This window comes from Fictibacillus enclensis, assembly GCF_001457035.1.
In the GTDB taxonomy this organism is placed as follows: Bacteria; Bacillota; Bacilli; order Bacillales; family Fictibacillaceae; genus Fictibacillus_C; species Fictibacillus_C enclensis.
Window position 1 is genome coordinate 1,620,090 of the sequence record NZ_KQ758617.1, and the last position, 11,879, is coordinate 1,631,968.

10 protein-coding genes are annotated in these 11,879 nt (G+C 46.6%); all 10 read right to left on the minus strand.

What is annotated here, in order from left to right:
* Window positions 1–29: 29 nt before the first annotated feature.
* Window positions 30–1,280, minus strand: coding sequence for a M20 family metallo-hydrolase (locus tag AS030_RS08315; protein ID WP_061970420.1), 1,251 nt, complete (start codon window positions 1,278–1,280; stop codon window positions 30–32).
* A gap of 63 nt (window positions 1,281–1,343) precedes the next feature.
* Window positions 1,344–1,571 (minus strand): hypothetical protein, encoded by a 228-nt coding sequence (locus tag AS030_RS08320; protein ID WP_061970422.1) that lies wholly within the window; start codon window positions 1,569–1,571, stop codon window positions 1,344–1,346.
* A 36-nt stretch (window positions 1,572–1,607) separates the two neighbouring features.
* Complete coding sequence (gene hydA / locus AS030_RS08325; RefSeq protein ID WP_061970424.1) at window positions 1,608–3,026, minus strand: dihydropyrimidinase; 1,419 nt, start codon at window positions 3,024–3,026, stop codon at window positions 1,608–1,610.
* Between the two features lie 15 nt (window positions 3,027–3,041).
* Window positions 3,042–4,310 carry an NAD-dependent dihydropyrimidine dehydrogenase subunit PreA gene (preA, locus tag AS030_RS08330; RefSeq protein WP_061970426.1) on the minus strand — a complete coding sequence of 423 codons (1,269 nt, stop codon included), beginning with the start codon at window positions 4,308–4,310 and terminating at the stop codon, window positions 3,042–3,044.
* Between the two features lie 25 nt (window positions 4,311–4,335).
* Window positions 4,336–5,709 carry an NAD(P)-dependent oxidoreductase gene (locus tag AS030_RS08335; RefSeq protein WP_061970428.1) on the minus strand — a complete coding sequence of 458 codons (1,374 nt, stop codon included), beginning with the start codon at window positions 5,707–5,709 and terminating at the stop codon, window positions 4,336–4,338.
* Window positions 5,710–5,736: 27 nt separating this feature from the next.
* A complete protein-coding gene (locus AS030_RS08340) occupies window positions 5,737–6,627 on the minus strand; it encodes a nitrilase-related carbon-nitrogen hydrolase (protein ID WP_061970430.1) in 891 nt (296 codons plus the stop codon).
* Between the two features lie 298 nt (window positions 6,628–6,925).
* Window positions 6,926–8,272 (minus strand): aspartate aminotransferase family protein, encoded by a 1,347-nt coding sequence (locus tag AS030_RS08345; protein ID WP_061970433.1) that lies wholly within the window; start codon window positions 8,270–8,272, stop codon window positions 6,926–6,928.
* 15 nt (window positions 8,273–8,287) lie between these two features.
* Window positions 8,288–9,751: a CoA-acylating methylmalonate-semialdehyde dehydrogenase gene (locus tag AS030_RS08350; RefSeq protein WP_061970436.1), complete on the minus strand. Its 1,464-nt coding sequence runs from the start codon at window positions 9,749–9,751 to the stop codon at window positions 8,288–8,290.
* Between the two features lie 156 nt (window positions 9,752–9,907).
* A complete protein-coding gene (locus tag AS030_RS08355; protein WP_338082318.1) occupies window positions 9,908–11,479 on the minus strand; it encodes a PucR family transcriptional regulator in 1,572 nt (523 codons plus the stop codon).
* Window positions 11,480–11,556: 77 nt separating this feature from the next.
* Window positions 11,557–11,778, minus strand: coding sequence for a spore germination protein (locus tag AS030_RS08360; RefSeq protein ID WP_061970440.1), 222 nt, complete (start codon window positions 11,776–11,778; stop codon window positions 11,557–11,559).
* Window positions 11,779–11,879 lie beyond the last annotated feature (101 nt).

Below are 11,879 nucleotides of genomic sequence, written 5' to 3' on the forward strand. Positions count from 1 at the left end.
GACTTTCAGGACAGCCCCCCTCCTATTTATTAAATGACCATCATTTTGTTCATCGTCCGATAAAGCAGTTCAGCACCAAGCGCCAAATCCTCCGGAGAGGAATACTCTGCCGGATTATGGCTGATCCCATCTTTGCAGCGGACAAAACTCATTCCATAGTCACATGCATAGGAAAGCATCAGTGCATCATGAAACGGGCCACTCATCAATTCTGGCAATTCAAGTCCCATTTTCTTGCTTTCACTGTGCATGGTTTCTTTAATCCATTCCGCACAATATCTGGGTTCGCTGTTGGTGTCTTCTTGTATGTCATAAGATAAATGGTATTTATCACAGATGTCGTTGATCTCCTGCCTTAGCTGTTTTTCATAGGCGTCCCTGCGATTTTGGTCAATATCCCGCAGATCAATGGTAAAGGTCACTTCCTCTGCGATAATATTTCTTGAATTCGGAAACACCTGTACATGCCCCACAGTTCCTACGGTTGGTGCTTTCTCATCCTGCCGGACAATGCGATTGAGAGCAAGGGAGATTTCCGACATGCCGAGGATGGCATCCTGGCGCATAGCCATAGGAACGGAACCTGCATGACCGGCAAAGCCTTTTAGTTTCACTGTCCACCAAAGCGGACCTGAAATACCGGAAACGACGCCAAGCGGCAAGTTCCCTTTATCCAAAACAGGACCCTGTTCAATGTGCAGTTCCAAAAAAGCATGGATGCTGCCAGGTTTATATTGCGATTCCTGAAATTTTTTTGGGTCACAGCCAAATTCACGGAGTGCTTGTTCTCTTGTTACGCCATCCTGGTCTTTACGCTCCAGGTCAGCTTCTTCCAGCTTGCCAAGAATCCCCCTGGAGCCGAACAGCCCACGGTTAAAACGCCAGCCCTCTTCATCACAAAAGGATACCACTTCAATGGGTCGTTCTGGCGTGATGCCCTGTTCATTGAGCGTAGCGACAGCTTCAATAGCAGAAAGGACGCCTGCCGGACCGTCATACCTTCCTCCGTAGGGCTGTGAATCCAAATGAGAACCCATCATGAGAACTGGTGCATCAGGGTTTTTCCCTTCCATCCGCCCAATAAGGTTTCCAAAGTGGTCAATCCTGACCTTTAATCCAGCCTCTTTCATCCAGGAGCCAACCAGTTCGAACGCTTCCTTTTCAACAGTAGAAAGAGCGGGACGGCATACGCCAGTATCTCCTATTCTCCCTATTTTGGAAAGCTCATCGAGACGGCCATTCAGCCGCTCACTATTAATCTTTAGTTCTTGAACCTGCATCAGTACTCCTCCTTCTATGTATAAAAAGGCTGTTGACTATTGCCCAACAGCCTTCTTACTCTATTATTCTGCCATCGTAAGATTCTTTTGCAATGAAACCATAACAGAAGAAAAATATTTTCTCGCATCGGCTGTTTCAATCAGCAATACCTCTTGATTACGTTGATTCGCTGATTCAAAAACAACCGTGGCTCCATCCAGATTTTCTGTAACTTTTGTTATCTTAAAGCCCTGGTTCAGCAGGAGATCAATTTTTGCCTTCTCTTCAAAATATTCCTGTGACGCAGTCATACACCAGCCTCCCTTGACTCTTAAAATACGAACGATTCAGGATTTAGAAAGAGCTGCCATTTGTTTGTTCTCTGCGGCATTGAACCGTTTTCTCTTCACATACTGCCCTTTTCCGAGTGCGCCGACAAACTGTTTATCCTTGATGACAAACTCACCGCGAGACAGAACGGAAACCGGCTCCCCTGTCACCTTCATGCCTTCAAAGGCATTATAATCTACAGCCATATGGTGGGTTTGTACGGAGATGGTCCGCTCCACTGCCGGATCAAAAATGACGATGTCCGCATCACTGCCAATAGCAATGGTTCCTTTTTCCGGAAAGAGACCGAACAATTTCGCAGAACGAGTAGAAATAATATCTACAAATTGATTAAGGGTAATTCGGCCCTTTTTTACGCCTTCTGAAAAAAGAACCGTAAAGCGGTCTTCAATAAACGGACCGCCGTTTGGAATCTTTGTAAAATCACCTTTGCCAAGATCTTTTTGTCCTTCAAAATCAAACGAGCATTGATCCGAACCCAGTGCCTGCAGCTGGCCGTTCTTTAAAGCATTCCACAAATGCTCCTGATGCTGCTTTTCACGCAGCGGCGGTGACCAGACATATTTGGCGCCTTCAAAATTGGGCCGTTCCATATCACTTTGGTCCAATACAAGGTATTGCGGACAGGTTTCGCCATACACGTTATAGCCTTTGCTTCGTGCTTCTGCTATTTTTTCCACGGCTTCGCGGCAGGTGACGTGAACCACATACAATTGAGAATCGGCAAGTCCTGCCATCAAGCAGGCACGACCAGTTGCTTCGCCTTCGAGCTCCGGCGGACGCGTCAAAGCATGATAGATTGGGTCGGTCTTTCCTTCATCAAGCGCCTTTTTTGTCAGAAAATCGATCACATCTCCATTTTCAGCATGAACCATTACAAGAGCTCCTTGCTCTTTGGCCATAACCAGTGTTTTATAGAGAGTCTCGTCATCTGCCTGAAGCACATTTTTATAGGCCATAAAGACTTTAAAGGATGTGATTCCTTCCTCTTCGATTACTTGGGGAATTTCCTGCAGCACCTCTTCATTGATTTCTCCAATCATTAGATGGAATGAATAATCAATGACCGCTTTATCTTTCGATTTCTTATGCCACGTTTCAATCGAATTTTTCAATGGTACTCCTTTGTCTGTTAAACAAAAGTCAATGACTGTTGTTGTTCCGCCAAAAGCTGCAGCAATGGTTCCCGTTTCAAAATCATCGCGGCTTACGGTTCCTCCAAAAGGCATCTCAAGATGGGTGTGGGGATCTACTCCGCCGGGAAACAAGTAACATCCTTCGGCATCAATCACCTCGAGTCCATCAGATGGCAAGTCCCGCCCAATGGCGGCAACCTTTCCGTCCTCGACCAGCACATCGGCAACATACGTATCAGATGCGGTAACAATGGTTCCGTTTTTAATGATCTTTTTCATCGGCTTGTTCCTCCCTTAATTTCCTTTAAAACCCGCCAGTACCGTTTGGCGTTCATTCCAAGTCATGGGCGGCTGTTCATGCGGCAGTTCCACCATGTCGATGGCGCCGTCTTCAGGACAGACGATAGAGCAAAGATTGCATCCGACACAATCGTCTTCCCTCACCTGTAAGTAACGGTTGCCGTCCGGATCGGTCAGCATGTCAATGCACTGATGTGAGGTATCTTCACAAGCAATATGGCATTTGTTGCAGTTGATGCATACATCCTGGTTGATGCGGGCGACAATCCTGTAATTCAGATCAAGGTTGCCCCAATCCGAATAGCGTTCCACCGACTTGCCGATCAGATCCTGAACAGATGCAATGCCCTTATCATCCAAATAGTTGTTCAAACCGTCGATCATATCTTCCACTATGCTGAATCCATGGTGCATGGCGGCGGTACATACCTGTACACCGCCTGCGCCCATCAGCATAAACTCAACGGCATCCTTCCAGGTGGAAATACCGCCAATTCCTGAAATAGGCACATTAATTAGCGGGTTTCTTGCACATTCTGCCACCATGTTCAGCGCAATTGGCTTAACAGCCGGACCACAATAGCCTCCGTGAGCGCCTTTTCCGGCCACATGCGGAATGGTATTCCATGTATCAATATCCACGCCAGCCAGGCTGTTGATCGTATTGATCATGCTGATGGCGTCTGCGCCTCCCTGAACGGCAGCACGCGCCGTTACGGTAATATCGGTGATATTTGGTGTCAGCTTAACAATAACGGGTGTCCGTGCGGCTTCCTTTGCCCACATGGTCTGGGCTTCCACAAGGTCCGGCTGCTGACCGGAAGCAGCGCCCATTCCCCGTTCCGCCATTCCGTGGGGACATCCGAAGTTTAACTCAAGCCCATCAACACCCACATCTTCCACTCGTATGACAATTTCATGCCACTTTTCCCGTTGGGGCTCTACCATGAGCGAAGCAATAATGGCGTGGTTTGGAAACCTTTTTTTCGTTTCATAGATTTCCTTTAAATTGACTTCAAGCGGACGATCGGTAATCAGCTCAATGTTGTTGAACCCGGCTACTTTTTTACCGTTAAAACTGACAGCCGCAAAGCGGGCCGTTGTATTGATGATCGGTTCCCCCAGCGTCTTCCATACGGCGCCTCCCCAGCCTGCTTCAAACGCACGCTGAACCTGATAGCCGGAATTGGTTGGCGGTGCAGAAGCGAGCCAAAAAGGGTTTGGTGACTCTATGCCTGCAAGGTTGATTCGAAGATCTGCCATACTATGAACCTCCTCATTTGAATGGTTAGGCTGTTTCGATCATTGAGTTTCTTAGTTTCTGATGGACCGCATAAGCCGCAGTCTTGCCTTGCTGAGCCGCTGTCACCACCATTGCTTCTCCTTGACCGTCACCAAAAATGACATCTCCGGCTGCAAAAATCTTTTCATTGGACGTTTGATACGTTTCCAAATCCACTTTTACGACGCCCCATTGATGTTGAAGGCCAAAAGCCTCCACAAGGGCGGTATGGCGGGTTTGTCCAATCGCTTTAATAACGGCATCCACTTCAAGCAGAAATTCGGATCCTTCTACCGGCACAGGCCTTCTTCGTCCGTCCGGCCCGGGTTCACCAAGCTCCATCCGAATGCATTCGAGCTGTTTCACAACGCCGTTTTCATCCCCAACAATGCGCACCGGGGCTGTCAGCCAGCGGAACTCAACATTATCCTGTTTGGCAAATTCGTATTCAAAATCATACGCCGTCATTTCCTCCTTTGTACGGCGGTAGAGAATTTTTACGTTCTCAGCCCCAAGGCGGACGGAACAGGTAGCGGCATCAATCGCCGTATTTCCCGCTCCAATGACAGCAACCCGCTTTCCGACATACTGATGAGTCAGCTCTTTTGTTTTTGTTTCTTCAACAAACCGGATGGCGTCATGCACTCCATCGAGCTCTTCTCCTTCAATTTTCAGCATCGGCACTTTGGACATCCCAACCGCGAGGATGACCGCATCATAGGCTTCCAAAATCTCGGCCGGATCAATGTCTCTTCCAACCTTTGTGCTGGTCTTGATTTCAACACCCAGTTCCTCGACCTGCTTTACTTCCCATAGCGAAATACGCTCTGGAAGTCGGAAAGACACAATGCCATAGGTATTGAGCCCGCCGGCCCGTTCCTTTGCTTCAAAAATGGTAACTTCATAGCCGAAGCGCGCCAGCTCCCGAGCTGCCGACAAGCCCGCCGGTCCGCCTCCCACCACGGCCACTTTCAAACCGTTCTTTTGGCCGCGTTCAAATAAGGCCTGTTCATTTTTGATGGCCCAGTCGGTCGCGAAGCGCTGCAAATCGCCGATCATGATCGGCTTTGTGGAATGGTTCAGCACGCATGCGCCTTCACAAAGCTCTTCTGTCGGGCAGACACGTGCGCAGCTTGCCCCCACAGGATTGGATTCCATGATGGTGCGCGCTGAGCCTTTTAAATTGCCGGATGCGATTTTCTTAATAAAAGAAGGGATGTTAATGCCCGTCGGGCACGCCTGAATACAAGGAGCATCGTAACAGTATAAACATCGGTTTGATTCATCCCTTGCGTCTGCGGGACTTAATCCTGACTTTACTTCATCGAAATTCCGCTGCAGATCCTCCAGCGAAATAAACACCTGGCTTCCGTTATTCATCAACTTCGCCTCCCGTGATCTTTTGATTTATGGTAAAAGCTCAGTCATTTCCTGATACGTTTCCGGACGTCTGTCTCTGAAAAACTGCCATGTATTTCTTACTTCGCGGATCAATTCACGGTCCATGGTTCCAATGACCACTTCATCCTGGTCCCGGCTTCCGATCGCCACAAAACTTCCTCTTGGATCACAAAGGTAGGATTGTCCATAAAATTCTCCAAGGTTCCATGGTCCTTCCATTCCGACGCGGTTGATCGCGCCGATATAATAGCCATTAGCCACGGCATGGGCAGGCTGTTCCAGTTTCCACAGATATTCAGAGAGACCAGCGACCGTGGCCGAAGGGTTAAAAACAATTTCTGCGCCATTCAGACCAAGCAATCTGGCGCCTTCAGGAAAATGCCGGTCGTAACAGATGTAAACTCCAACCTTCGCAAAAGCGGTATCAAATACGGGATAACCGAGGTTGCCCGGCTTGAAGTAATATTTCTCCCAAAAGCCGTTTCCGCTATCTCCAACATTAACTTGAGGAATATGATGCTTACGGTATTTTCCAAGATAGGAGCCATCTGCATCAATGACAGCAGCCGTATTGTAGTAAGTAGCGATGCCTTCCCGTTCATACATCGGCAGAACGATGACAATGCCCAATTCTCTGGCTAATGCCTGAAACCTGCTGGTCGTGGGACCGTTCGGAATTTCTTCTGCGGCGTCATACCATTTGGCATTTTGTTCCGTACAAAAATAAGGACCATAGAAAATCTCCTGCAAACAGACGATCTGTGCTCCTTTTTCAGCTGCATGTCGAATCAGTTTGATATGCTTCTCAATTGCCATTTCTTTGTGAACCGCTACTGATTCACTTCCTTCTGCTTCATTGGAAGCCTGGATGAGACCAATCGTAACCAAGTTTGACATCATATCTCCCCTTTTATTTATTTAATTGTTTGATAAGGCATGAAACGTTGGTGTCGGAAGGCTTGTGGTGTGGAAACGGAAAGGCGGTATGGATTCTTCAAAAATTTCTTGCTTAAACTATTCTCCAAAGATGGTATGTACTCTTTTTAAAATTCTGAATATTTTAACTATACCTGTTTTTATTCCATTTTTCATTATACAATTTGTTAAATAAATACCCCATATTCATGGACACTATGTAAAATACATACGACAGATTGGAGCCATCGCCAGGGTATATGCCAATGGCTCCGTTTCTTTATAATGCCGCTAGGACTTCTTTTACCGTTTTACCAAGAATCTCGAGGTCTTCATCATTGATATTGAGTGGCGGAGCAAGTGTCAGAACATTATTGTATCCGGCAACTGTATCACCATTTTTGCCAATCAATACGCCTTTTTCTTTGCAGGCCGCAATTACCCCATTGACCTGCTTGGCATCCAGCGGAGTTTTGGATTGCTTATCCTCTACCAGCTCAATACCGATCAGAAGGCCTTTTCCACGCACGTTGCCGACTAAAGGATGATCTTCAAGTTCACTAAGCTGCTGCATTAGCTTTTCGCCCTGACTCTTCGAATGGTCCACGAGATTTTCATTTTCCATAATTTCAAGGTTTTTCAATGCCACAGCACAGCTGGCGGGATTCCCGCCGAATGTGTTCACATGGCGAAAATGATCATATTCCTCTTCTCCTTTAAACGCTTCATAGATTTCACGTTTAACGGCAGTGGCCGACAGAGGAAGATAGGAACTTGTAATCCCTTTGGCCATGGTCACAATGTCAGGCTGCACATCATAATTCATGAATCCAAATCGTTTTCCGGTTCGCCCGAACCCATTGATCACCTCATCGGAAATGAGAAGGGCTCCATGTTTCTTGCAAATTTCTGCTACCCGGCCCATATAGCTGTCGGAGGGGATTAGGACACCTCCCCCAGTTATGATGGGCTCCATGATGACACCGGCAATCGTTTCTGAAAGTTCCCAGGTCATCACGCGATCAATCTCGCCCGCACACTCTTCACTGAAGGTTTCCGGTGTATGATAATCCGGATGCCGGTAGCTGTCCGGAGGAGTAACATGCAGAAATCCTTGTGCCAGGGGTTCGTATTTGTATTTCCGCTGCGCCTGTCCTGTTGCGGCCAGAGCGCCCATCGAGTTTCCGTGATAGCCCCTGTAACGGGCAATAAATTTATGCCGGCCATGCTCTCCTTTTTGCTGATGATATTGCCGCGCAATTTTAAAGGCAGCTTCATTCGCTTCTGAACCGCTGTTTGAAAAGAAGATCACGTAATCTCCGCCCAGCCACTCATTCAGCTTTTCTCCCAGTTCAACTGCCGGCTGGTGGCTCTGCGTTAAAGGATAGTAAGGGAGTTCTTGTAATTGGTCGTAGGCGGCTTGTGCCAGCTCCTGCCTGCCATACCCGACATTGACGGACCAAAGCCCCGCCATCCCGTCCAGATACTTTTTCCCCTCCTGATCTGTGATCCATGAACCGCTTGCCGATTTCACTACCATCGTGGAAGGATGATAGCGCTTCATGGAATGCCATATATATTTTTCATCCTTTTGCTGCAGCACATCTTTTTGCTCAGTTTGCATCATATATTCTCCTCTCTGTTAGACAAAACGGGATGTGATCATCTTTTTGCGTGTGTAAAAGTTCAATCCGTCTTTTCCGTTCGCATGAAGATCGCCGTAAAAGGAATCCTTTGCCCCTGAAAACGGGAAAAATGCCATTGGAGCAGGTACACCCACATTGACGCCAAGCATGCCGGGTTCTGCTTCTTCCCTGAATTGGCGGACCGCTTTTGCATCCTGAGTGTAAAGGGTTGCTGAATTTCCGAATCGGGATGTATTTACAATCTCCAGCGCTTCGTCCAGATCATCCGCACGCAAAATGCTGAGAACCGGCGCGAACAGTTCTTCACGGGCAATTGTCATATCAGGAGTGACCTGATCAAAAATCGTGGCGCCAAGGAAGGTTCCATCCTGATGGCGTTCCATGTCCTCTCTTCCATCCCGTACCAAAACTGCCCCTTCTTCCTGTCCCTTTTGAATCAAACCAAGCACCTTTTCCCGGTGGCTTTGGCGGATGACCGGCGTCAAAAGGACTTCATCATCCAGTCCTGATCCCATTTTCATGTGATCTGCCTTTTCTTTTAATGCTTCAACAAATGAATCCTGGTGGCCAACCAAAACGACGGCACTGCACGCCATACAACGTTGTCCTGCACTTCCAAAAGAAGAACTGAGCACGTTTTGCACGGCTTTTTCGAGTTCAGCATCCGGCATCACTATATGGTGGTTTTTCGCTCCGGATAGCGCCTGCACCCGCTTGCCCTGGGCTGCAGCTTTTTCATACACATATTTGGCTACTGGCTGGGAACCGACAAATGAGATCGCTTTCACTTCATTGTGCTCGATCAATCCATTGACCACATCATGAGCACCATGAACGATATTGAAAACGCCTTGGGGCAATCCGGCTTCATGAAGCAGTTCCGCAAGTCGGTTGGCTAGAATCGGCGTGCGTTCCGATGGCTTCAGCACGAATGTATTACCACATACAATTGCCAGGGGAAACATCCAGCAAGGAACCATCATCGGAAAGTTGAAAGGCGTAATTCCGCCCACCACACCAAGCGGATAACGGAACATTTCAGAATCTATGTCTTCAGCGATACTTGAAAGAGAATCTCCCATCATGAGGGATGGGGCTCCGCAGGCAAATTCGACGCATTCGATTCCCCGCAGGACTTCACCGTACGCTTCCTTGTAACTTTTCCCATTTTCTTTAACGACAAGCTGTGCGAGACTTTCATGGTTTTCGGTGAGAAGCTGTTGATACTTAAACAGGATCCGTGCCCGTTTGGGAACAGGAACTTTGCGCCACGTTTTAAATGCTGCTTTTGCGGCTTTGACCGCTAGGTCCACTTCTTCCTTCGTTGAAATGGGAACACTCGCCAGCACAATTCCTGTTGCAGGATCGGGAACTTCAAGAAAATCGGTAGCCTTGGAATCGATCCACTGTCCATTGACAAAGTTCTTCAGCGTTTGCACCGTATTCGTTGTTACAGCCATCATCTCACTCCTTATTTTTTAAAAATTCTAAACTTTCCAACTCCAACTCTATTATATCGATAGTATGGTGTTGTTTCATTAGACAAAGTGTAAAATGATGGGTGGATATTGCTATACATTATGGTAAATTAAAAAAACCGGCTCATCGCCGGTCTTCTACTCCAGTTCCAAATATTCATGGGCCATGGCCGCAAATTCAATGGCCTGCCTCTTTCCAGGCTGCATAAAGTCGCTTCCAAGTAAATCTTCCAGCTGCTTTATTCGATGATAAAGGGTCTGTCTGACAATAAAAAGGTGTCCTGCTGTTTCCTGTTTGGATCCGTTGCACATAAGGTAAAATTTTAAGGTTTTTAGCAGTCGGGTTTGATACCTGGCATCATGATCAATAACCGGTTGTAAATAGTCGTTCACAAAATCATGAAGCTCGTCCCTTTCCCGGATCATGGAAATAAGCCTATACATGTGCAATTCATCGTAAAGAGGACTTATTTTTCCTTCGGCTAGCTTTCTATGCAGGCGCAGTGCCTTCTGAGCGGTATCATAGCTTTTATTCATGCCGTTCAGCTGACTGACGAGTTTGCCCGCTGTCATATGCACAGCAGGCAGTTTTTGATTCTGTCTTGCTTGCCTGATTCCTTGAAGAAGCCTTTCTTTCATCGTTGGTTTTTCTTTAAGGTTGATCATGATGAAAATAAGCTGCTCCCTTTTGGAATAAGGAAGAATATAAAATCCAAGTGGTTCAAACGCTGACCGAACAATAATTTGTATGTAGGGGTACTGATTTTCAGAAAGCCCGGCCTCCCATTGCTGCAGCTCTACACAAAATACCGCTGCTCCCTGATGTTTACCTTTCATCCCCAATAAGGAAAGATGTTTTTCAATCTCGTCTTCGCGGTGCCTTCCTTCCAGCCATTCCTGCATCCAGCTGTTCTCTTCTGCCCTCCTTTTTTCTGCCGCATACATTTCACGCAGCAGCTGGTTGGCCAGCGCGGTGGCCGTTCGGTCAGCAAGGAGAACATCAAGCTCTGTAAAGGGTCGATTTTCGGAGAAAAGAATCAGCTCGGCCAGCTGGTGGTCGAGCGCCTGTATCGGCTGCCTGATCTGCTTGCCTTCCTCCTTGTTTGATTTAATCTTGTGAAAAAACTCATTTTTCTCTTGTTCCTGAAGAACAGGAACGCACAATTCTTTTTGCTGGCCGCACTTAAAGATCACCTGTGATTTCACCGTTTCATGGAGATGATTCAAAATCAAGGCTTGAGGATCAGAGCCAAGCAGAAGCCTGTTCAGTTCTTGAGAAAAGGCTTCGAGTTCTGATATCATTTGAAAATGCTGCTGAATCAGGTAGGTGTGAAGATCTTGTGTAATGTCGATAAAGCGTACTTCTTCCTGAAATACGATGATCGGAAATCCATGTTTGTCAGCCAGGTCCATCACTTTAGCCGGTACTTCCTTCAAATGAGTCCCCAGTTCAATACATAATCCCGAAACATTATGTTCGATCAGTTCTTGCACCAATGACAAAAAGGCAGCTTCATCATTTTTCCATGCCATTCCTGTTGACAGAATCAATTCATTTCCATTCAAGAGATTGCCAATCTGTGTCACTTCCATCACATGAACCCATTTAATCAGCCGGTTTAATCCATTTTCTCCGGCAATCACAATGGCTTTTTCAAACATTTCTCTGTTTAAGACATCAGAAACTGTGATTTTTAGATGTAGAACGATAGTGGCACCTCATTCCTGGATCAATATTTATACTATCCACTCTTTTAGTCTACAATAAATCCTCTTTTATTTCGCTATTAATCATTGGTATTGCCATTGTCATCAACCTGATCATTATCAAATGTCCGTGTTTCACTGTAATACGTATGGGTAGCAATATTATTTCCGGTGTTGCCAAATCCTGAGCCGGTATACGATTTCTCGCTTCGTTTTGGCTGAATCACTTTGGCATCACCAAAATTTAATACTGAGCTTTGATGGATTTTTTTAATATCAATCGATCCCACAGTCGCACTCATGTCAAACGCCCCCTTGATTTTGTAGGATATTTTATGTAGGTAATGGTGGAAACTCCACAACAAATTAAAACCATGGCCCCAATGAATATGAGCCATGGTTT

Bases quoted from the DNA above. Each gene is read 5' to 3' on its own strand.
- AS030_RS08315 (WP_061970420.1), bottom strand. From the start codon at position 1,280: ATGCAGGTTCAAGAACTAAAGATTAATAGTGAGCGGCTGAATGGCCGT.
- AS030_RS08320 (WP_061970422.1), bottom strand. From the start codon at position 1,571: ATGACTGCGTCACAGGAATATTTTGAAGAGAAGGCAAAAATTGATCTC.
- hydA (WP_061970424.1), bottom strand. From the start codon at position 3,026: ATGAAAAAGATCATTAAAAACGGAACCATTGTTACCGCATCTGATACG.
- preA (WP_061970426.1), bottom strand. From the start codon at position 4,310: ATGGCAGATCTTCGAATCAACCTTGCAGGCATAGAGTCACCAAACCCT.
- AS030_RS08335 (WP_061970428.1), bottom strand. From the start codon at position 5,709: ATGAATAACGGAAGCCAGGTGTTTATTTCGCTGGAGGATCTGCAGCGG.
- AS030_RS08340 (WP_061970430.1), bottom strand. From the start codon at position 6,627: ATGTCAAACTTGGTTACGATTGGTCTCATCCAGGCTTCCAATGAAGCA.
- AS030_RS08345 (WP_061970433.1), bottom strand. From the start codon at position 8,272: ATGATGCAAACTGAGCAAAAAGATGTGCTGCAGCAAAAGGATGAAAAA.
- AS030_RS08350 (WP_061970436.1), bottom strand. From the start codon at position 9,751: ATGGCTGTAACAACGAATACGGTGCAAACGCTGAAGAACTTTGTCAAT.
- AS030_RS08360 (WP_061970440.1), bottom strand. From the start codon at position 11,778: ATGAGTGCGACTGTGGGATCGATTGATATTAAAAAAATCCATCAAAGC.